General features: G+C 45.9%; 18 protein-coding genes. 3 read left to right on the forward strand and 15 right to left on the reverse strand.

What is annotated here, in order from left to right:
- Positions 1–63 precede the first annotated feature (63 nt).
- Positions 64–2,505, forward strand: a complete 2,442-nt coding sequence (locus NFI80_RS08405) for a T9SS type A sorting domain-containing protein (RefSeq protein ID WP_235163451.1) — start codon at positions 64–66, stop codon at positions 2,503–2,505.
- 38 nt (positions 2,506–2,543) lie between these two features.
- Positions 2,544–2,915 (forward strand): VOC family protein, encoded by a 372-nt coding sequence (locus tag NFI80_RS08410; protein WP_235163450.1) that lies wholly within the window; start codon positions 2,544–2,546, stop codon positions 2,913–2,915.
- A 13-nt stretch (positions 2,916–2,928) separates the two neighbouring features.
- On the opposite strand, the gene NFI80_RS08415 is transcribed toward NFI80_RS08410, so the two are convergent.
- The 3 genes from NFI80_RS08415 to NFI80_RS08425 form a co-directional block, all read right to left on the reverse strand.
- Positions 2,929–4,746, reverse strand: coding sequence for a response regulator (locus NFI80_RS08415; protein ID WP_235163449.1), 1,818 nt, complete (start codon positions 4,744–4,746; stop codon positions 2,929–2,931).
- Positions 4,747–4,877: 131 nt separating this feature from the next.
- Positions 4,878–5,873, reverse strand: a complete 996-nt coding sequence (locus NFI80_RS08420; protein WP_235163448.1) for a TolB family protein — start codon at positions 5,871–5,873, stop codon at positions 4,878–4,880.
- An 84-nt stretch (positions 5,874–5,957) separates the two neighbouring features.
- Complete coding sequence (locus tag NFI80_RS08425) at positions 5,958–6,512, reverse strand: dihydrofolate reductase family protein (RefSeq protein WP_235163447.1); 555 nt, start codon at positions 6,510–6,512, stop codon at positions 5,958–5,960.
- Positions 6,513–6,786: 274 nt separating this feature from the next.
- Here NFI80_RS08425 and NFI80_RS08430 point away from each other — a divergent pair, with 274 nt between their 5' ends.
- Positions 6,787–7,395, forward strand: coding sequence for a DedA family protein (locus tag NFI80_RS08430; RefSeq protein WP_235163446.1), 609 nt, complete (start codon positions 6,787–6,789; stop codon positions 7,393–7,395).
- A 38-nt stretch (positions 7,396–7,433) separates the two neighbouring features.
- Here NFI80_RS08430 and NFI80_RS08435 read toward each other — a convergent pair whose 3' ends face one another.
- From NFI80_RS08435 to NFI80_RS08490, 12 genes are all read right to left on the reverse strand, one after another.
- Complete coding sequence (locus NFI80_RS08435; RefSeq protein WP_235163445.1) at positions 7,434–10,130, reverse strand: PQQ-dependent sugar dehydrogenase; 2,697 nt, start codon at positions 10,128–10,130, stop codon at positions 7,434–7,436.
- 104 nt (positions 10,131–10,234) lie between these two features.
- Positions 10,235–11,836, reverse strand: coding sequence for a RagB/SusD family nutrient uptake outer membrane protein (locus tag NFI80_RS08440; RefSeq protein WP_235163444.1), 1,602 nt, complete (start codon positions 11,834–11,836; stop codon positions 10,235–10,237).
- 42 nt (positions 11,837–11,878) lie between these two features.
- Positions 11,879–15,376: a SusC/RagA family TonB-linked outer membrane protein gene (locus NFI80_RS08445; protein WP_235163443.1), complete on the reverse strand. Its 3,498-nt coding sequence runs from the start codon at positions 15,374–15,376 to the stop codon at positions 11,879–11,881.
- 152 nt (positions 15,377–15,528) lie between these two features.
- Entirely contained in the window at positions 15,529–16,503 is a 975-nt protein-coding gene (locus tag NFI80_RS08450) for a FecR family protein (RefSeq protein ID WP_235163442.1), read from the reverse strand.
- A gap of 82 nt (positions 16,504–16,585) precedes the next feature.
- Positions 16,586–17,143 carry an RNA polymerase sigma-70 factor gene (locus NFI80_RS08455; RefSeq protein ID WP_235163441.1) on the reverse strand — a complete coding sequence of 186 codons (558 nt, stop codon included), beginning with the start codon at positions 17,141–17,143 and terminating at the stop codon, positions 16,586–16,588.
- Between the two features lie 54 nt (positions 17,144–17,197).
- Positions 17,198–18,004, reverse strand: coding sequence for a DUF4198 domain-containing protein (locus NFI80_RS08460; protein WP_233798759.1), 807 nt, complete (start codon positions 18,002–18,004; stop codon positions 17,198–17,200).
- Between the two features lie 80 nt (positions 18,005–18,084).
- Positions 18,085–18,234: a hypothetical protein gene (locus NFI80_RS08465; RefSeq protein WP_233798835.1), complete on the reverse strand. Its 150-nt coding sequence runs from the start codon at positions 18,232–18,234 to the stop codon at positions 18,085–18,087.
- A complete protein-coding gene (locus NFI80_RS08470) occupies positions 18,234–19,151 on the reverse strand; it encodes a beta-1,6-N-acetylglucosaminyltransferase (protein ID WP_235163440.1) in 918 nt (305 codons plus the stop codon). The genes NFI80_RS08465 and NFI80_RS08470 overlap by 1 nt, the downstream gene beginning before the upstream one ends.
- 15 nt (positions 19,152–19,166) lie before the next feature.
- On the reverse strand, positions 19,167–20,126 hold the full coding sequence (locus tag NFI80_RS08475; RefSeq protein WP_235163439.1) for a phytanoyl-CoA dioxygenase family protein: 960 nt from the start codon (positions 20,124–20,126) through the stop codon (positions 19,167–19,169).
- Between the two features lie 290 nt (positions 20,127–20,416).
- Positions 20,417–20,842 (reverse strand): hypothetical protein, encoded by a 426-nt coding sequence (locus NFI80_RS08480; RefSeq protein WP_252172108.1) that lies wholly within the window; start codon positions 20,840–20,842, stop codon positions 20,417–20,419.
- An 81-nt stretch (positions 20,843–20,923) separates the two neighbouring features.
- Positions 20,924–22,258, reverse strand: coding sequence for a hypothetical protein (locus tag NFI80_RS08485; RefSeq protein WP_235163437.1), 1,335 nt, complete (start codon positions 22,256–22,258; stop codon positions 20,924–20,926).
- 67 nt (positions 22,259–22,325) lie between these two features.
- Positions 22,326–22,736, reverse strand: coding sequence for a DoxX family protein (locus NFI80_RS08490; protein WP_235163436.1), 411 nt, complete (start codon positions 22,734–22,736; stop codon positions 22,326–22,328).
- Between the last annotated feature and the right edge of the window lie 64 nt (positions 22,737–22,800).

Here is a 22,800-nt window from a genome sequence, read left to right on the forward strand (position 1 = left end):
TTAATATGGAATACATAATATTAGCTGTACTTTTCGTAATTCAATTATACTCAACCCTTTTTCATGAAAAAACTTTACTGCTTCGTTGCGTTTTTGCTGCCTTTTACCTCATTTGCCCAGTGCCCTGCGGGTGATGTTGTTCTTACTACGCAGGATGAAGTCAACTCCTTTCCCACCGATCATCCCGGATGCGTTACATTGCCGCAGAATCTGTCCATTATTGGCCAGCCCCTCACTCCTGACATTACTGACCTCTCTCCATTGGCCGTCATTACCGGTGTGGGCGGAGGAATTTACATCCAGACTGTCGAGGGATTAGCCACTCTGAACGGTCTTCAGAACATTACAGCAATCGGAAACGACCTCGAAATTTCTGAGAACCCGTTGCTGACAGATATAACAGGGTTTTCAGGGATTACAGATGTGCCGGGGAAATTGCTGGTGTCGGGAAATGGTGCCCTTTCAACATTGCTTGGCTTGCAAAACGTTACGGCTGTGGGCAATGATCTCGATATTTATGATAATGCGTCCTTAACCACGCTGAGCAGCCTCACCCTGACGTCCGTGGGCGACGACATGTACGTAGAAGACAACCCACTGCTTACTGACTTGCAAGGATTGCAGAATATTGTAAACCTCGGCGACGAACTTAATATAACGAACAATGAGGCATTGGCGAGCATTCAGGCGCTTTCAGGCATCGCCGCTATTAAGGATGATATCTCAATAATTTCCAATCCCTTACTTACCAGCCTGGCCGGTATAGAACATTTTACAACATACGGCGGCGACCTGATCATCAGTGACAACGCGTCCCTCGCAACGCTTCAGCAGCTTTCAAATGTAACAACGATCGGGGGCGAGCTTAACATCAGCGAAATGCCGTTGTTAACGAATCTGAACGGATTGCACAACCTTACTTCTGTCGGGACGCTATACATTTACCAAAACGCCGCACTCACGACTTTAAGCGATCTGGCATTGTCCAGCGCCAACCTGGTTATCATCGAAGACAATGATTTAATTACTGATCTGACCGGTATGGATGGTATAACTGCTGTGTCGGAATTCCTGGCCATTGCGGATAACGACGCCCTGACGAGCTTTACCGGGCTTGCCGGGCTTACTGACATTGGTTCTTTAATCATTGCCAATAATAGCGCATTAACCAACATTCAGGCGTTGTCCCAACTTACTTCATTGACAATGCTGCAGATTGTTACCAACAACGCGCTGACTGACCTGCAAGGACTGGAAAATGTTACCACAATTGACGGGCAGCTTCTGATTTTAGACAATAATGGATTAACCAGTTTGAGAGGTTTGGACGGCCTCACCACAGTTGACGGGATCGTTCCGGATGAGCCTGGTTTTATCCTATCCGGTAACGCCAATCTGACTGATATCAGCAACCTTTCGGCTTTTACGAGGATGAACAGCAGCTTACTGATCATAAATAACAGTTCACTGGCGTCCTTGTCGGGCTTAGACAACCTGGAATCTATCGGGCCGTATTCTACATTATGGATTGGTCAAAATCCATCATTAACAAGTTTGGCCGGCATTGGTAAGTTCCAGAGTGTAAATAATGTTGTTATCTCCGAAAATGAGGCACTGACGGACCTTTCAGGGCTTGAATCCTTAGGCTCAGTAACCGATGTCTTAAGCATTATAGGTAACAATGGCATGACCTCACTCAAAGGGTTAAATAATCTAACAACGATAGGTGGACATCTTTTGCTGGATTCCAACCCAGCACTTGAAAGTTTAAGCGATTTGAACAATCTCACTTTGCTGCAACAAATGCTCACCATTACCGACAACGTAAGCCTGGGCACCTGCGCGGTAGCCGGCATATGCGCTTACCTGAAAACTAGCAGTCCGGACGTTGTCACCATCTACGGAAATAACACCGGATGCAACTCACAGGAAGAAATTGAGACCGATTGCGCGAGCCTGCCGGTTACGCTGGTTGAGTTCAAGGCAGAGAAAAAGGAAAATGCTGTGCAAATCCGTTGGTCGACCAGCAGTGAAGTGAACAGCAGCTATTTTGAAATACAACACAGCCTTAACAGCGGCAAGTCCTGGGAAATAATTGGCAGAGTGCAGGCTAGCAAGGAAAGCTTTGAGGTTAAAAAATATGAGTTCCCCCATCTTAATCCTTCAAGTGGCGTAAATTTATATCGCCTGAGCATGGTAGATCAGGACGGAACTTTTGCGCTTAGTATGATCCGTAATGTTACATTTAACCAGGCGAATGGATTCTCGGTTTACCCGAATCCGGTTGCAGAACAGCTAACAGTAGAGGCAAGCAAGGATACACCTGAGGGAAACCTTCGAGTCTTCAATGCAGCCGGTAAAATGCTCTTTTCGAGAGATGTTAACTTCTCAGGGAAGCCTTATCAGTTTGAAACTTCGGCACTGCCCGACGGACTTTACACGATCCAGGTTTCCAACGGCTCAGGAACGAAAGAAGTGAAAAAATTCATTAAACTAACCCGTTAAATCTTGCCGCACAGCGAGGGGTCTGAAAACTCACAAATATGAAACAATCGTCATTATCCATAAGGCCGTTTATAGGGAGCAAAGACTTTGAAATATCCCGAAATTTCTATCGCGATATGGGCTTTGAAGAAGTTGTGATCTCACCGGATATGTCTCTTTTCAAAACAGACAATGTTGGCTTTTACCTGCAGGACGCGTTTGTCCGGGATTGGATCGACAACACAATGATATTCATGGAAGTAAAAAATGTGCAAAGCACGTGGGACGAGCTTGTTGCACTCGATCTTCCGGCGAAATACAGCGGCGTGCGGCTCACACCTGTTCGTGTCGAGCATTGGGGCCGCGAGTGTTTTGTCCACGATCCGTCCGGAGTGTTATGGCATTTCGGGGAGTTCTTTGATAAAAAATAGCGGTGAATGCGCATTAATGATCCTGAGCCAGGACTTGTGCTTGCGGTTTGGGCAAACTGCTGTCATCCTCCGTTTTGAGAAAAGTAAACAGGATATCGTAGAGGTCACCCGGAACATAAGGCTTCGCGAGATATCCGGAAAATCCGTTAGCTAATGCTTTGTCACGCTCATCTGTAAACGCAGAGGCTGTCAGGGCGACTATGGGTGTAGTGGAGCCTTGTGCACGGATGAGCTGGGTAGCTTCAAAACCATTCATTACGGGCATTTTAAGATCCATTAATACCAAATCATAATGTTGATTGTTGAACCGCTCAACCGCTTCACAACCATTTTGGGCCTTATCGTATTGCAAGCCGATCTTTTTGAGCAGATTGGTGGCAAACAGTAAATTAACTGCATTGTCATCGACGACCAGAATCCGGGCATCGGGAATAGCGACCGTTACGCGCGCCGGCTTCTCCACCACCAGTTGCTGGTTAGAATAGTCGAATTCAATGTCAAAGGAAAAATTCGACCCTAGCCCCTCCTCACTTTCTAATTTAATTTCACTGCCGAAAAGCCGTAAAAGCTCTCTGGTTATCGCCAGCCCGATCCCCGTTCCGCGGTTACCCCGCTTTGCTTCACTGCTACTTTGGATAAATATTTCAAAAATAGAAGACTGGTCTTCCGACGCAATGCCAACTCCCGAATCGCTGATCTCGAAGTGCAAGGATATCCGGGTTTCATCCCTTTTTTGCTCCTTCACCGCCAGTTTTACAAATCCTTTCTCCGTGAATTTGACCGCATTATGAATCAGGTTGGTAAAAACCTGGTTGAGACGGACCTGGTCGCCGGTCAGTTGCGCAGGCAATGCTGGATCAATGTCAAAGATCAGGTTCAACCCCTTCTCCTGGGCCCGGGGAATGAAGGTTTTTTCAAGATTTTTAAGCAAAACATACAGGTCGAACGGCTCCCTGGCAAGCTTGACATGATTGGAATTTATCTTATTGAAATCAAGAACATCATTGACGACGGCCATCAGGTGATCGGACGAAAACTTCAACGTCCCGACCAATTCTCTCTGAAAATCCGTTCGCAATTCTTCCTGCAACATCAAGTGGATAACGCCTACAATCCCATTCAGCGGGGTCCTGATCTCATGGCTCATAGTTGACAAGAAATCGGATTTGGCCTGCATTGCCTCTCTGGCGAGCTGGTTTTGCTTTTCCAGCTCCTTATTTTGTCTTTGTAAGCTGTTGAAATAAATAAACTCCCTATACTGCTTGTTATAGCGCATTTGCAATACCAATGGAAACACACTTTGGCCCAGAAAATAGAAAAAGCCGCCCTCTTTCAGAAAGTGAACCAACACATCCGCTCCTTTGATATAGAGCGCTAATGAGAAAAAAAGAATGGTGGCAACCGAGCTGATGAGGGCATAGCTGAACTTCCAGTGCAAAACCCAAATCGAGAATATCAGCTGCAACGTCAGGTTGATACTCAGGTCGTAATAATATAGAGTCTGAAAACGGGCGAGGATAAACGAATGAAAAATAATCAGCAGGATCCGGCTGTAAAAGGAAGCATGCTGACTATTTAATTTCCCTCTGAAATGCAGGAAAATGATCCCTGCTACCAAGCCGCTGCAAGCCAGTTGTATCAGAAAAATAGACCGGTAATTGGGATTGCCATTCAGGTAATAAAGAATGGACGTGGATGGATAGCAAACCAAAAAGGTCAAACAAAATATCCTGTTACCCCACAATGCCCTGGCCTCGAATGCCTCGTTCCAGAGGTTCGTTAAGCCATGCGGATCGCCCTTTATCGCATTCTGAAAGATAGTTGCAGCCACTGTTTGTAAAACTAGATCTAAAACTTTGCAAAGTAGTTATTTGCAATTCATATTCCGCTTTGTAAGCACCGGAACCGCAAATAAATATTGCCCGCATCCTGACCTTTACGCTTTACATTCGTGAGGCTTTGCTACTGCTTAGTCAATCCCGACATGTAAAGATCAAAACCGCCTTTGCCGCCAGGCCTGTCGGAGGAAAAAATCATAAGGGGATAATTGAAATGCATTTGAGCTGGAAGAATGGGCCTGTATTCATTGTTGGCGCTATTTATTCGCTGACCTGCATTAACCGGCTCACTCCATTTTTCGCCATCAAGCTTCGCATAGTAAACATCAGATCCTCCAAAACCACCAGAGCGGTCCGACACAAAAACCATCATACCATCCTGAAAATACGGACATTTATCATCGCCAGGGCTTGAAAGCTCTTCTACCTTCCGCAATTTGTAAGATTCAGGGTGCAGCAAACTTTCCGGTGTAACCTGTTCACCTTCCTTTCTTGGTATACTTAGCTCGTAAATGTCGAAGTTACCATCCCGGTTGGAGCTGAAATAGATCTTGTCGCCTGCATATGAAAAGCTGGGATAACCATCGTCCTTTTTGGAATTTAAAATATCAAAGTTGAATGGCCCTGAGATCCCTTTATCGTCATTTAAAAAATATCTGATCTGCATATCCCCTTCCGAATCGTCTGCGTAGAAGAGAAAAAAATTTCTTTTCGTATAATCACTCTGAATGTCATATCCGAATTTCAATGTCTTTGGCCCGAACACATTAAAAGTGCCGTTTGCCCTGTTAATCATGCCTTCAAGGGCACCTTTGTCCACAAAACTGTCATATTGAACGCCGCCCGGATTATATTTTTCCAGACCTAGACGTTTGTCGTACGTAAACTGCGCCGGAAAACTGACGAGGTTAAACACATTCTTTCTGTCCCGTTTAGAGGAAAATGTCAGGTAAGTATGTCCGGATTTATTATAGGGAAGATCGGAATTATAGTCGTCGAATTCAGAATTGAATTCGTCCAGACGAACCACATCATTCAAAAATTCACCATTCTTTCTGCTGCCCGGTTGGATCGGCCAGCAACTTTGCATCAACAAAACCAGGGCGATATATCTTTTCATATCAAAGTTTAATTGTTCCTTTAAAAGGTACAAAAAACACCCGAAAGGTTGTAACCGGACAAAAACTTATTTTACTTAACCTTGCTATGATTCCTTCGATGGAGCGTAGTAAAGTAATATCGCACCGCTGGCAAATGTCTGGGTTTTTGTCAATTTTAAAATAACCCCGTCGGCCAGTTCTTCAAAAAGAGGCAGCCCTTTTCGTGCAACAACCGGGTGGACCATCAGCTGGAATTCGTCTACGAGGCCTAGGTTCAGCAAGCCGATGATCAGGCTGCGGCTGCCAACCAGAATATCGCGGCCGTCTTCCTCCCGGAGCGCCAGCGCTTCGGTTTCCAGATCGCGGGCAGCGACTTTTGCGCTTTTCCAATCCACATGCTGCAATGTTCTGGAAAATACAACTTTGGGGATCGCATCCATTTGCAGTGCAAAATCATCCATCGATTTTTCCCCGCTCGGATGTTCTGCCAGGTCCTTCCAGAATTCCATCAGCAGATAAGTTTTCCGGCCGTACAATGCAACACCGGCGCTTTTCAGAAGCTCTCCATAATGATCGTGCACTGCTTCATCCGGGGAAACCGCCGTATGGTCGCAAAAACCATCCAACGTCATATTGATAGCGGCGATTATCTTTCTCATACGTAAGTAGATTTGGTTAGTAAAGATTGAACAGCAGCAAAATTACCAAACCAAAGATCCTGTAACTGTGGTCATTTCAAACATATTAAGGGGGTATTTGAGACAAATTTGAAACGCGCCCGACTGAAAATGTGCACTAGTTTTAATCCATAGCCGATTGCAGCCGATTGGGATACCGAATAAAAGGGTGTATTTTCCTGACATACTTCTGTTTGGACACATATCCACACATTAGCCATATTCAACTTCCAATTAACATTGCACGCGTTCCCATATGACTTCCCTGATTGAGAAATTTATTGATCAAGCCAGTTACATTGCCATTTTTCTTCTCATGCTCCTGGAAAATGTTTTCCCGCCTTTGCCGTCGGAAATTATCTTGTCTATCAGCGGTATAACCGCAGCTCAGGGTGAAATGAATCCGTTCTTTGCCGTTCTTTCCGCTACATCAGGCTCCCTGGCGGGAGCGGGGTTCTGGTATTGGGTTGGGAATAAAGTGGGGCATGACCGTTTGGAAAAGTGGGTTAGCCGAAATGGCATGTGGATCGGTCTTTCGGACGAATCGTATCAAAAAGCGCTTCGGTTCTTCCACAGGCACTCTACCGCGGCTGTTTTCTGGGGAAGAATGGTGCCGACGTTCCGAACCTTCATTTCCATTCCGGCAGGGCTCGTCAAAATGAAACTTACAAAGTTCCTGATCTACACCTTCATCGGAACGCTCACCTGGTCGTCGCTCGTCTTTTTCATAGCCTATTATTTTGGCAACAAATACCAAAGCGCTTTTGATACGGTCGGGAAAGTTTTCAATATCATCTTTGCCGGACTGCTGCTGTTTTATGTCGTAAAAGTTATCCGGAGCTGGGTTCAGAAGAGGCGCAAGTGAACCTATCCCGGGTATCCGGAAATAATTGCCACAACTGATCAATTTTCGAAATACATCCAGTCTACATGGAAGAGCGGGCCTTTTTTATTTTCATTTTTAAAAACAAAAAACAGATCGTGAATGCCACCAGACGCTTTAACGGGCATTACTAACTCTTTCCAATCCGTTTTCGGATCAGCGACTTTTCCTTCCGGCACTGTTAAGCTGCCCAGCAGCAAACCGTCTTTCGAGCCTTGCCGCATTTCAATTGTACCGCCAATGCCTTGTTCCTGAATGCGGAACCGGATTTTTTTAATGTGATTAAGGTCAATGGCGTTGAAACGAGTGTACTTACCGTGCGTAATGTGCGAGATGTAAGAAATGTATCCCGTGTTCTTGGTGGCAATCACCACATTCACATTGCCTTCATGGTAATCTTCCAGCTGAATCAGCGGATTTTTGAGCACAATGTGGCTGGCGGTTTTGAGCGATTCAATCCCGTTGCCACCTTTGTCTGCATATGAGGCCTGTAAAACGTAAGCGCCTTCATTTCCTTTTCCGATATGCTCCGTAAGCTTCACGTTATTCGAACGGGGCGTTTTTTGAGATTCCCGCCCTATTGATAAAATATAGCCAGCAATTTCCTTCGCATTCGTTTCGGATAAATCCGCGTGCGGCGGCATCGGGTATGATCCCCAGTTACCGCTTCCGCCGGTAATGATCTTGCGGGCGAGAAGCGCATCAGCACCTTCCTTATCAGCGTATCTTTTTGCGATTTCCTTTAATGCTGGCCCGATTGATTTGGTTTCCGGCGTGTGACAGGCCTTACAGTCTAGCGAAGCGTATAATTTAGCGGTGCTGGCGTAACGGAGATCGGTTTCTCCGTCGGATGTCAGGGCGCCGGCGAGGTCTTTTCCGTAGGGCAAGTAATTAAAGCTTACTTTAACACGCTGCTGATCAACATTCCCGTCTTCCTTATCGCTCACTTTTACCTGGTAGTCAAACGCTGAATTATCCCAATAAAAGCTGCGGTTTGCCTTTGTCGCTATTGTCACGTCAGGCGGCGTATTGCCAACTTTGACCTGGGTCGTGGCTGTTCCTTTGCCGCCATTCTGGTCGGACACGGTTAATACCACATTGTAAGTTCCGGGCTTACTGAATGTGTGCTTCAGTTCCTTGCCGGAAGCAGTTTTACCACCGATTTTCCAGGCGTAGGAAAGCTTGTCGCCTGCGTCAAAATCTTTCGAATCATTGGCCGACAGCGCAACAGTAAGCGGGGCCGCTCCTATTGTCTTATCAATTTTCAATGATGCGACCGGATTGCGGTTACCTTCCGAATATTCAACCCGAATGATGCCTGAATCGGTGTTTCTTGCAAACCAGTTCGTTCCATATGCCAGCAGGTAAACGGCGCCGTCCGGAGCGATCTGCATGTCCATGGGCGCCACCACTTTCAGTTGAGGCAGGAAAGGCTCCATACTTACATAATTTCCCTCCTGATCCATTGTGACAGCCATTATCCATTTCCTGATCCAATCGTAGATAAATAGCTTCCCGCTGTAATAATCGGGCAATTTATAGGGAGCATTGGGGTAAAGATCACTGTAATACACCGGCCCGGCCATGGCGCTCGCTCCTCCTTTTTCCACCAACGGCCACTTTTTGGAAGGACCTTTACCATACCATATGAATGCAGGCTGTGCGGCTGGCAGCTCTTTCACTCCTGTATTATTCGGCGAATCATTGATCGGGCCTTTCGGATCTTTTCCGGGGCCTTCTTTTTTTGTTTCAAAATCATAGTCCGGGAAAACCTCGTTATCACCCAGGAAATAGGGATATCCGAAAAAGCCCGGCTTGCGTGCCTGATTGATCTCGTCGTAGCTCAGCTTCCCTTCACTGGCCGGCACTTCGGTATCCGGGCCCACATCTCCCCAATATACATACTTGGTTTTAGGGTCCACCGACATTCTGAATGGATTTCTTACCCCCATTGCAAAAATTTCGGGCTTGCCGAGTGAACCATCTTTCGGAAACAGATTGCCGTCAGGAATACTGTAAGTTCCATCTGCTTCCGGCTTGATGCGCAATATTTTTCCACGAAAATCATTGCTGTTAGCCGTCGATGCCTGATCGTCGGCCAGTTCTCTTCCCGGCCTTTCATCGATCGGGTTATGCCCTTCTATTTCTTCTGCATTGGTATTATCTCCTATTGATAAATACAAAAGCCCCGCTGCGTCGAATGTGAGATAACCGGCTGAATGACAGCAATACTGCCGCTGGGTCGGCACTTCCAGCAGCACCTTTTTAGATTCCTGTATCAACTTACGGTCTTTCAGTTCAAAACGCGTTAACTGACTGACGTGCCTATCGCCGCCTACGCCGTAGTAGAAATATATCCAGTTGTTATTCTTAAAATCAGGGTCCGCCGCTACACCTAGCAAACCATCCTCAATGCCGCTGAAAACATTAAACTGAGAGATCGTCGAGAGTTCTCTGGTCTTGTTATCAAAGTAACGGACAGCACCTTTTCTTTCCGCAACTACAATGTCATAATTAGGCAAAATGGCCATTTCCATCGGCTCGTCTAAGCCCGAAACAACCGTCGTATAGGTAAACCGGCTCGAATCCGGTCCATTTACCGGAACGGATGGTCCGGCATCAACAACCCTGAACAACGGTTTTTCTTTCCTGGAAACAGAGGCAATGCTTAACAGGCCAATCGACAGCAGCCCGCTCAAATACAAGATTTTTTTCACTTGAAACATATTAGGTATGTAACTGATGAGTCCGATACGCTGGACTAATGTACGAATTCAGGCATACAGACTTGCCACATTTTAGCATGGCAAGTCTGTAATTTCTAATAATTTGGATTTTGCGTGATAGAACCGCCTGACCTGTCTATCTCGATTTGCGGAACAGGAAAAATCTCGTTTTTACCTGCTGTGAAATTTCCGCCTTTGCCATTTGACCCAGGTTTCAGCGCATAGGATTTCATGGTTGGTACCAGCGTATTCCAGCGGATAAGGTCAAACAGGCGATGGTATTCCATAGCGAGCTCCACGCGGCGTTCGTGGCGGACTGCCTTGCGCAGATCGTCGGTTGCTTTCACATCCGGCAAAGCCTTTGCGGAAATGCTGGTAACCCTTGACACGGCTTCCACGTCTTTTCTCATGCTGCCAGAAGCACGCTTGCGAACCTGGTTGATATAGTCTGCGGCTTCGGCTTTGCTGCCTCCGCTTTCAATCAATGCTTCTGCGTACATGAGAAGCACATCGGCATAGCGGATCGGGTGGTATGTCCAGGCATCATTTCCCCAACCCTGGCCACGCCGGATCTCCGGAAGATACACTTTCCTGTTGTGGTAACCTGTGTTGGGATAGGTTGAAAAATCCAGGACTTCTTTCGTTCCGTTTACTTTTGGAAATACATCGCCCGGCTGGATTACGGTAAAGAGTAAACGCGGATCACCCGGTTCAAATTCTTTTACCAGGTCCTGCGTAGGCATATCAAAGCCCCAGCCGCCGGTGGCTCCGCGAGGCGAACAATATACAGGTGTTGTGCTTCCGTTGATGGGTATGGCAGGATCATCTCCCATTATAATGGAAAACACGGCTTCCTTGGTCTTGTAGCCATGTTCAAGAAAAATTTCCTGGAATTGTGGATGCAATGCGAATGCTTTGGAGTCAATCACTTTCTTGGCTGCATCGCGGGCTTTTGCATATAATGCAGTGTCGTCTTTCGCGAAAAACAAATAACTGCGCGCCAGCAACGCGAGCGCAGCTTCCTTCGTCGCTCTACCGATCTCACCTGGCTGAATGCTCGTGGCAGAGAGCATGGCAGGGTCACTGCTAACTGCCAGCAATTCCGATTCGATAAATGCAAATATCTCTTTGCTCGACGCACGGTTCAGCTTTGTGCGGTCATCCACTGTAAGCGTTTTTGTCACCAAAGGCACGCCCCCGAAAACCTCGGCAAGCTCGAAGTAAAACATCGCTCTCAAAAAGCGGATTTCGTCCAGGTAGCGGTTTTTCAGGGTCTCATCCAGCGGTGCTCCGCTGGCATCGATCAGATCCGCTTCGGGCAATTTTTCCAGTGCAACATTGCAATTACCGATGGCATTGTAACGTGCTGTCCAGTAGCCTGTAAGCGTTTCATTGGATGCGATCGCGCGGCCGAAGCCCAGGTCGGTCACGAACGGACGGTCACCTGCATCCGAGCCGCCTTTGTCGCTGTCGTCGGTGGTCATATTCCCCAATTCTGCACGTGCAGCCTCGTAACCCCAGAAATCGTAAAATCCGCGGTAACAGGTTATCAGTGATTTGAATCCTGCATCGGGTGATTTGTAAAATGTTTCGTCGGTCAGGTTGCCCGGAGGGGTACGGTCTAAGAACTCATCGGAGCAGGATGTGCCGGTCATTACCAGGCACCAAACAAGCATAATGAATGATAATTTTTTCATATTTCTATTCCTGTTTAAGAATATATTCGAGAGTGGATCTATTTAAAATTTTGCATTGATACCAAACATCCAGGTGCGAGCCTGTGGGAAATATCCCTGGTCGATACCCATTAACTTGGGGTCTGTCGATCCCATTTCAGGATCAAGTCCGCTGTATTTGGTAATGGTAAAAAGGTTTTGAGCGCCTACATACAACCTCACCTGCTTGGTCTTAACCTTTTGTAAAAGCCCTGCCGGAAGGCTGTAACCCAGCTGTAAGTTTTTCATCCGCATGTAAGATCCGTCTTCCACAAAATAAGAGGACACATTTGTGTTAAGACCTGCATTCTGCGAAATCTTATAGTATTCATTGGTACTACCGGGGCCATTCCACGCTTTTTCAAGAAAGCCTTTGGGAGCATTGTACCAGCCTGTTCCGGCCTCGGTGTCGTAACGCAGAATGTTCATGACGTCGTTTCCCTGCGAGCCCTGGATGAATGCACTCAGGTCGAATCCTTTGTAAGCTGCATTCAGCGTAAATCCATAGATGAAATCCGGCCATGGGTTCCCGATTTTGGTGCGGTCGTCTGCATTGAGGATATTGTCACCATTAATGTTGCGGAAACGGATGTCGCCGGGCGAAGAAAGCCCTTTTTGCGGACTTGCATTTACCTCGTCCTGTGTCTGGAAAATCCCGTCTGTCAGCCAGCCCAGGTAATAACCCACTGGCATGCCCTCTTCTGTTTTGCTGATCGTTTCACCCAGGTGGGCTGTGGAATAGATCGGCTCTCCGCCGCCCAGTGTCGTTACTTTGTTGGTAAAAGTCGAGAAAGTTGCCTTGATGCCATACTGGAAATCACCAACCGCATTGTCGTATCCAACTGCAAATTCCCAGCCTTTATTCACCATCTTTCCTGCATTCGACCAGGGTGAGTTGGGATATCCCAGCGTGGTCGGCAATGGGACGATAAGGAGCATGTTGTCGATTGCCTTATTGAAATAATCAGCAGTGAAATTGATTTTACCATCAAGAAATGCAAGATCAAGACCCAGGTCAGTCTGCGTAGAGGTTTCCCACTGCAGCATAGCATTCCCTATGCTGCTCCGGCCTGCACCCAGGTAAGCGGTTGTATTGTTACCAAAGAGATAGCGGCCGTTGTTTCCATATGTCGAAAGATAGGCGCCGTTAGAAACATTCTGATTTCCAATCATACCATAGCTCGCCCGCAGCTTTCCGCTCGTCAGCCATTTCGGAGCGGCGTCTTTGATAAAGCTCTCCTGCGTGAAATTCCATGCGGCGGAAACGGAAGGGAAAGTCCCCCAGCGGTAATCTTTCGCAAAACGTGAAGTTCCGTCACGGCGTACATTGGCGGTCACAACGTAACGACCTCCATATGAATAGCTAACCCTTCCGAAGAATGAATTCAGCGCATTGGAATACGTGTAACCTGAGGCAGCCGGATTGATCGTGGCGGAGTTGATGATCCGCATATCCGGGTCGTTGTTAACCACGCCTTGCTTGGAAGCACCGTATTCGAGTCCTTTTGTCTGCTCTGCGGATGTACCCACCAGCGCATTAACCCGGTGCTGTCCCCATATCTGATCAAAAGCCAGCGTATTTTCCCAGACAAAGTAATTGGACCAATACGAATAGTTGCTCACCGTATTGTATGTGCTGTAATCATATCCGTTGAGATAATACTGCGGCGTAAATCCGTTCGACAATGCACGGTTAATGTCCAGGCCGAAATTACTCCTGAATTTGAGCGGCTCGATGATTTTCACTTCCAGATTCGCGCCGCCTTTCAGACTGATCCCTTCCCAGATACTCTGACGCATTCTTTCGATCTGACCAACCGGGTTGGGCTTGTTTGAATAAAGTACACCTGCATATTTTGAAAAAGGATTGCTCGCATCGTAATTCTGCATGATCGTCTGGTAAAAAGCAGGGACATTGGTAAGGTTATCCCTGTAAACAGGCGTGATCGGATCGGCGGTCATGGCGCTGAAAATGGTCCCTGAAAAAGGATTATTCTCATCAATGTTGCGGCGGCTTTCGTACACAACAGCAATGTTGCTTCCCAGCCGTACGCGTTCATTGATATCAGCATTCACATTGTTTCGCCACGAAATACGGCGATAGTCGGAGCCGCGCACGATGCCTTTCTGATCCATATAACCTACCGATGAGGCAAAATCCACTTTCCTGCTTCCGCCCGATACCGTAATGTTATAGCTCTGCACCGGTGCGTTTTTCTGCGTGATGTATTTCCACCAGTCGGTGCCTTCCGGGCCTGTGTTGGCGCGTACAAATGCCAAAGCCTCGTCTTTCATCGCCGGGGAAATCGGAAGATTTACGCCCACGGCCTCAGCAGCGCGGTTTTTGTATGTGATAAACTCCTCTGCATTAAGCATCTGGGGACGCTTCCAGGGCGATTGCAGCCCGTAATAGCTGTCAAAAGAAACATTAACGGATTCGGATTTGCTGCCTCTTTTGGTCGTGATAATCACCAGGCCATTGGATGCACGCGATCCGTAAATAGCAGCAGCAGAAGCATCCTTGTGAATGTCCATCGTCTCGATGTCATTGGGATTAAGCCAGCCGATCCCGCTTTGGGGAAGGCCATCGACGATGTACAAGGGCTCATTTGAATTATTGATCGAACCGATTCCGCGGATCCTCACCACACCGGCAGATCCCGGACTGCCGCTGCTTTGCGTCACCATTACCCCGGCTGCTTTTCCCTGCAATGCATCGGATGCGGTACGAAGCGGCATATTCTGGATTTCGCTTCCGCCTACCGATGACACCGCGCCGGTAATATCTTTTTTGGAAACAGACCCGTAACCCACTACGACCACTTCCGAAAGTGCTTTCGAATCCGCCGACAGCTTCATATCCATGACCGATCTGCCTTCCACGGGAAGTTCCGAGGAAAGGTAGCCGATGAAAGAAAACACAAGCGTTCCGTCCTCAGGAACATTGGACAGCGTGTAATGACCTGTGTTATCGGTCGTTGTGCCGTTGCTTGTATTCTTGATAATGATGCTTGCTCCCGGCAATGGCTCACCTGTGACCGCATCAGCAACGACGCCCGACACTGTCAATGCTGCCAAATCGGCTCTGGTACCGCGTGCGGAAGCCACTGCATTGGATTGGGAATGCTGAATGCGCGAAGTCTTCTGATCCTTTTCCGATTGCTGCCCTTCCCTGTCTTCAATTTCTTCTTTGGTGTAAATTACATAGAAGTTGTCTCTCAATTTCCGGAAGGCCAGCTTGTTCGGTTCCAGAATCCTTTTCAGGTAAGATTCGAGGGATGAAGCTTTTCCCGAGTCCTTAATTGTAATACCGGCTACGTACCCGGAATTGTACAGAAAAGAAACATTGAATTGCTTTTCCAGGTCCCTCAGTTTACTTTCCAGCGTGACGGCTTGCTCCGGGTTACTTTTTGGAGCATTGACATTGTCCACGCGCGAGAGCGCAACGGACTGCGCGGTTACTTGCGGCAGGAAGCAACTGCAAAGCGCAAAAAGTTTGAGTGTAATAATTAATCGTTTCATAGGCAAAGGCTGTAAAAGGGTTTGTTTTAAGTAAGGAATCTGTTCAATCACAAGCATATAATTCTGCGTTGTGAATGTATAGTAACATTTCCTCCACCCTACCGCCATTTCAGCGTGAAATTTTTAAAAAATAAGTGCGGTAACGGGCCTGCTTATCTTTTCCGATCTGTAATTGTTAATACTTTTCCGTTCCGGGCTATGATAACGCCCGACGCTTCGGCGATGCCCTGGATCAGGATTTCAATGTTGTCTGTCGGCACCGAGCCGGTAATTTTGCGGGTAAGCAATTCGGGCGTCTCCGCTTGTATTTTGAAGTCGTAAGTGTCTTCCAGGATCAGCGACACATCTTGCAGGGTAGTATTATTAAAAATCAGCTTATGCTCCTTCCAGGCTGAGTATACGGACGTTTCCACGCTTTCCCGGACATAGTCGGAAGGATTACCGGCGAATTTCACCATTTCCCCGGGCTTCATAATCAGCGTTTCATTTTCCTCATCATTCAAATTGCACTGCACTTTACCCTGGTCGAGGACAATGCGCGTTCCACTTTTTCGGTTGGCTACGGTAAACTGTGTTCCCAGGACATCCAGGCTAAAATCTTCCCCGGTACGGACCCGAAATTTCCGGTTGTCTTTGGTATGGATTACTTTGAAATAGGCTTCGCCTTTCAGGTTAATTTCGCGAAGCTGTTCGTTCCCCCAGTTTGAACGATAAGTAATTTCTGAGTTCCCATTCAGCGTCACTTCCGAGCCATCCGGCAGCATTACAGTGCGCACCTGGCCGTAACCCGTTTGTTCCCTGATCAATCCAGTCAGGCTGAAATAATAGTATAAACCTCCACCCGCCATAACAACAAGCAGAATAGAAGCTGCAACCCGCAGCATTCTTGTAAATAATGTACGTCTTTGCGATTGGATCGGGTGCAGATTTTCCTGTTCTAATGCAGTTTGGATTTTTTCAAACATTTTCGCTTCCAGGGCAGGCAATGCACTTTCCGACAGGCGTTCGGTGAAATCGGGCTGGCTTTCGTAAGTCATATACCATGCTTCCAGCTCCGCCTGTTCTTCGTCGGAAGCTATCCCTACTCCCTGTCTTTCCAATAAATATTGTAACCGCTCCCTATTCATTGATGATCAAACTTCTTTAATAGTTGTTAGTAACATTCAAGCCTGACTTCCGTCATTTAATCCCTGCTTTTTTTAGCATAACCTACTCAAACCCGCTCTCTGCCAGCAAGATGAGGATCAATATGAAATCTTTCAAACTGGCCCGGATGATCTTGATCGCCTTGCCCATCTGCTTTTCCACGGTATCCACGGGAATATTTAATTGCAATGAAATTTCTTTATAGCTCAGGTTTTCACGACGGCTGAGCTGATATACTTTTTTGATCTTTTCGGGCAGATTTTCGATGCTTCTGGCCAATGCGCCGGCAAGCTCGTCGTAGTACAGGCTGTCTTCAATGTAATTTTTTTCAATCTCCTGGGTGTTAGTGAGATGGTCCAGATACGCATTACGGATTTTTCTGGAACGGATGAGGTTGTATATACGGTAACGAAGTGCACCGAAGAGATAGGCTTCCATTGACACCGTAATGACAAGCGTTTCCCGTTTCTCCCAGATGTCGATAAAAATCTCCTGGATAATTTCTTCGCATTCCTCTCTTAACAGCAAGCGTTTGTAAGCCGAATCGAACAATCGCCGCCAATACTTTTTATAAAGCTCGGCAAAAGCATTCCTGTCGCCCTGCCGCAAACGGTAAAGCAAATCTTCTTCTTGCCGGTGAGGGTTGTCTGGATCGATGATGCAGGTGATATCTCTTTATTCCTGAAAGCCAAATGTATAGCTTCCCCAGTAGCTTTGCCAGTCGGCTTGCTTCGGGTCGTTGCTGGGAACCATGTGCACGGTGCTAATCATCCATTTTCCATTTTGATCTATTGAAAAACTTGCATTGCCGTCTTTGTCACTTCTAATGGATTCATGCGTGGTTTTTCCTTTCACCTTATGCCAGGCCAGCACCAGTGCATTCCGCAATGGCTTGTTACCAAAGAGCACCTTAAAAGTGACCGAACCTTTTGTTGACTGCGCATAAGGGTGTTTGGCAGGGATGATTTCAAGCTGCATGCCCGTGTTGATGGCGTAAGTTTCATCGGTTGGTTTTCCTACCTGGATCAATGTCTTCACGCACCGCTGATACATTTCCCTTCCCGCTTTCAAAGTATCATTTCGTTGCTGCCGAAGCTTCGCGACGTGATCCAGACCTTCGGTACGGAGATAATCATTGAATTGCAAGGCTTCGAGCTCGATGAATTTGCTGGTGTTATTGAAGGCGATCAGGTGACTGCCTTCCGTAGAAAAGCTTAAATCGAGACTACTCAGACTATCCCCATATACCTGACTGCGGATATCCTCCTTCTTACCCTGAGCGAAATGGTCCAGCTTAACAATCTTATATTTATGCCCGTTCGAATGTTCCCCCGTGTAGTCTTCCCCCACCATCAGGTCAATGCGGACTTTTTCATTCTTTTCGAGCCAGAATTTCACAGGCTCCAGCCAGAATTCATGTGCAAATGCAAGCGAGCAAAAAAGCAGTAAGCTGCTTAGGGGAAGGAGTTTCTTGATCTTCATATAAATTTGTATAAACCATAAAATAACAACAAAAAGCCCGAAGGAATCTTTATTCCTCCGGGCTTTTTTGTTGAAATAAGCTAAACAGTAGGCTTCCAGCCGTTCTCATACTCTCGGGACCACAGCTTTTGCGCATCCTTATCTCCGATAATGTGACCATTTTGCGGGTCTATTTTCAGATCCCGGCCTACGCGCCAGGCAATGTTGCCGAGCTGCCTTACGGGCTTCACTAAGCAAATTTCCTATCCAGAAAATCCAGGATTTCAGTTTCGAAGTCGCAGTCAAACTTACGGGCTAGCAAGTCTCCGGATTGTAATAAGCTATCGATATCGCTCATATTAAGCGGGACCGGATATAATTCAGATGCGCGTTTCCAATGGCAAAATGTAAAATTGTTATTGATAATGGGCCCGCGTTCTTCTTCATTGGCATTTAACAAAAGTGTATGAAAGAAGTGCTCTTCCGCGAGGCATGTGCTTTTAAAATAAGTGGTATAATCCGGTTCTGCATTTATACGGTCAATCAAAAACCTAACCGCCTTTTTAGTAAATCTCATCCAGTTCGACCCAAAGTAAAGTTGCCTGTCCCCTGGAATAATCCTTGGAAGAGGATATTTCCCCGATATATTCAGGACTTCATTAATAAGTCTTTTGGATAAGGCTTTGCTGGAATAGGGATAAACAATTTTCTTTTTAAGGGGAAGCTTTACATGATATTTTGTGACACGATCAGAAACATGCGGATTTAATTCCGAAGTCACTGGCACGTTTTGAACAAAACTCGATTCCCGGTGATTATGTAGGAAATTAATCAGATCAGCATTATTGCAAAGTAAATAATCCTGACCACTTAATATGATTAAATGATCATATCCATATCCACTGTCATCTATGGCTTTGATTCCTTCAATATTTGCCTGCACAAACGGAAACCAACCCCAGTCCCCATTGAATCTATTTTTGATAAAATACACATTTTCCAGTCCTGAAAGCTCTTTGACAAAATGAGCTGCATCTGCTTTTGCATCCACGTGAATCCAGAATGCACTTCCCTCAAATTGAAGCCGTTCAATAAGCCTGCGCACTTGTTTTGGTAGCTTGTGCACCAATAGTAAATATGCAACTTTATAGCTTTGGCAGGTAACCATATCCTGTTACAAGTTTCATCTATTGATCATTTTCCTGGCCCATTGCCGGAAGTTGGCGGGGATCAGCTTTCGCATAATTCCTTCCGGCAAATACAGTTTGTAGGAGTAGCCAACGTATTTAATCGGGGTTCCTAAATAATTGCTCTGAACCTCTTTCCCGGTTGATATATCCATGACCTTTTGTATTGATATCCTTTCCAAAGCCATGTCTGTTTTCATCGGCCTGTAATAGGCGCAATTTTCAAAATAAAAGTGATTTACCTGCGTATATCTTGTTGAGCCCGGCACCGTAATTTTTTCTCCTCCATGCAGCAGGTTTGCCGACCAGATTAATGCCTGGCCTTTCTTTAAATTCAGCACTTTCTTTTCTAAATGTTTCTGCACCACCAGCTGCTCAATGAAGTCTTCATAACGTGCATAATAATTGGCAAGCATATCCTCAATGGATTCGCTGGTTGAACCTTTAATCCCTAAAATGGAGAGGTCATAAAAAGGCAACCGATGGCTTGCGGGATAATAGTGAAGCGGCCCGTTTCCATCATGAACATCCTCCAAAGCTACCCACACACCGGCTAGATAACGCTCCGGAACAGAATTGAAGTGAATTGAATCACTATGCGTCCGCTGCTGACTTCCCGTTGAAAAGTTGAGCGTTTGAAATGGAATAGGTCTTCGTCCGTACAGTATCTGTAATATTTCTAAAACCCGGGGAGCAGTCGCGATTTCTTTGACTGCGTCATGATCTTTCCAGGAATCCTGGAGGCGGTTTGTATTATGTGTTGCAAAGTCGGGTTTTACCTGATCAATGGCCCGATCTATTAAAGCATCGTCGATCTGCGGGTCGATAATTACATAACCATATTCGGAGTAGAAACGGATCATTTCCTTCGTTTCTTTATCAAAATCTGCCCTATCGAGCTCTGCCTCAAAAAAGGGGGATTCCACCCAGGGAATCTGCATTTGTAAAGAGGACATATGATTATGTAGAAAAGGTGTTTCTTAGTTCCGACTATTTAGTTACCGTTAATGAATCTAAACTTCTTTCCGGCAAAAGCCCCGGAACTATTCTACTATAAATCGTTTTGCAATCTCTCAGATCTGATCAAATGTATTATCAAATATATTTATTGTATCTTATGGTTACCAGAAAATATTTACAAATAATTCAAATTTACCGTTAAGTAAATTTATTTTAATTTATCAAATGTAATGTTTGGTTTTTAATTAAAATACGGGGTGCTGAACACGAAAGAATTAAGGCTCTTTTACTGCCGGATAAATTTAAGCTTCATATTTACGGGCTTACAATAGGTCAGAATCATTTCATCTCCTGTTTGCTCAATATCCCATGTGGCGCAGCCAATACAATCAACAGTCATACAAACATTATTGACCGGTACTTCTGCCTTCGGTTTTACTTCAAACAGCACGCCATTCACATAGTATGCATCCGGTGGGCAGCATATAGGCAAACCTTTTCCATCGAGTACCACTCCATCGAACCTGAAACTGATATAAGTCGGTTCGCCATCGACAGGGATCCAAACTTTTTTCTCATCGACCGTTTTCTCGTAAGCGGTCTGTTTCCAGGTGTCCGCAATGGTTGCAATTTCAGGTTGTGGTTCGGGATCATCCTCTTTACACGCAACCAAAGTAAGGGAGATCATCAGGGCAAAGAATAGCTTTTTCATCATGTATGGGCTTTTCTTTAAGGATGCTGTTTGAGCCTTTTTGGTTGGAACACCTGTGAGGTGGTTGGGCAGATTAGTTAGTTATTTTACACCCACTTCTACATTGGTTTTCGAGGTGCCATGGTCAACCATAATTTGATAAGTGTAATGAGCCGGAAGCATCAGCTTCTGCTGTTTCTGGCCGGACAACGGGAACTGGAGGATCGGGACGGCTTGTTTTTGCTCCGCATCCAACTCACTTTTAATGTAAACCTGAAATAGGTCTCCGGCTTTATAATTCGTTTCGGAAAGGTTTACCGTGATTTCTTTTTGATAACCTGTCGCCAACCAGTCGGCATACCCGTTCGTATATTTTGTTCTTGGAAAAACAACCTGTAGATCGATCTGTTCCTGCCGGTAATTGGCAAGAAATGCATCTTGCGTATTCTTATCGAGGATTATCGATGGCGTTATGATCTTAAATTGTTTGTTTGCGGAGCTGTAAAACTTGTTTTCCTGATCCCCGGTAAACCGTTCGCTCATGCCAACCAGGTCAATCGATAGCGGATCAATGCCAGAAACGTTTTTGAATTGTTCTGCCATTTTAATCCATCCATCATCCGACTTTTTTACAATATGTGCATATCCTGCTGCCACCAGGATCTTGGCTTTGGGGTTGTTTTTCATGAAATTGAAAAGGTTATCGGCCGAGACTTTCTCCCGCTGATTCGCGCAAACGAATGGCTCGGTAGATTCGCAGGCGGCAGTGTCATTATCATAAGCGGCAATTGTAAAACCAAGCTTTTTGGCCTCTCTCAGCATTTCTCCAAAGGCAGGCTCCCGGGTGTAAGTGCCAGTATTCTGGATGGGATATCCCCGCTCATTCAGCTGCGGGTCCTGATTCTCGAAATATGCTTCTACAAACAAAGTCCGAAATCCAAGGTCATAAAAATCTTTCAGTAAAGCGCGGATGAAGGCGCGGTGATGCGGACGATGGTGCGCTTCATTGAACATAACGACCTGCCTGTCAGCGCTCCTTTTTTTAATGACCGCATTGGCGGGCTCTATCACAAAGTTCTCAGCGAACGAATAGCTTTCCGGCTGTTTCTTTGAACTCAGCTGCGCCTCATATTGCAGTGCTCCCTTTATATCACCAGCATATGATAAATAAGTCATCATCACCTGATTAAACATACTTTTCTCCATCGGATCACTATATGAACTTTCATATCGAAGAAGCATATCCACCGCCTGTTTATAACCATGCACGCCAATCACGGAATCCGCAAAGCTGAATAACTCATAAGCCTTAGGGACCTGACTTGAATCTAATGTTGATTGGAAAGTAACTGGCGCTTTTTCAATGTTGGGCTTATCATTTAATATAAAAGAGAAATTCGCCAGGCATAAAAAGATGATGTACACAGTAGATTTCATATAGCGTTTATTTATATATTTAAGAAAGAATAAATATATGAATAAAACCCTTAAACCAGTGCAAGTGTCACCGCGAGGCTATTGCAGATATTTTATATTTCCAGAGAAATAACACCCCCGCAGCTACCAACATTACCACGAAATTGATCCCAAGTTGCGAAGTTTCTCCTCTTGATACATGGAAAATAATTGCGCTGATCATCAACAGGATAATGCCGTAGCAGGTGTAAATGGTCAGGGCTGGCCATAGGCGTAGTAACCGCGGTAAGATGATGCCGATTCCTGCCAGCGTGTCCGCGATTCCTGCAACTCCTACAAGCATTGGGTTGTCTGCTGTCCAGGGCCACATGTTCGAGAGTTGCTCAGCGGGTGTAAAAAGTTTGACATACCCAGCCCATAAGAAAGTTGCGGCTAAAAGGGCCTGCAACGACCATAGCAATGTGTTAAGGCTCCTGACTTTAAGTTGATTTTTTTCCATTTTGTTTTGCTGTAAATCCAAAAGCAAAACTATTTACCTTTACTTTCCATTTGACAGCGCTTCC

This window comes from Dyadobacter chenhuakuii (genome assembly GCF_023821985.2).
In the GTDB taxonomy this organism is placed as follows: Bacteria; Bacteroidota; Bacteroidia; order Cytophagales; family Spirosomataceae; genus Dyadobacter; species Dyadobacter chenhuakuii.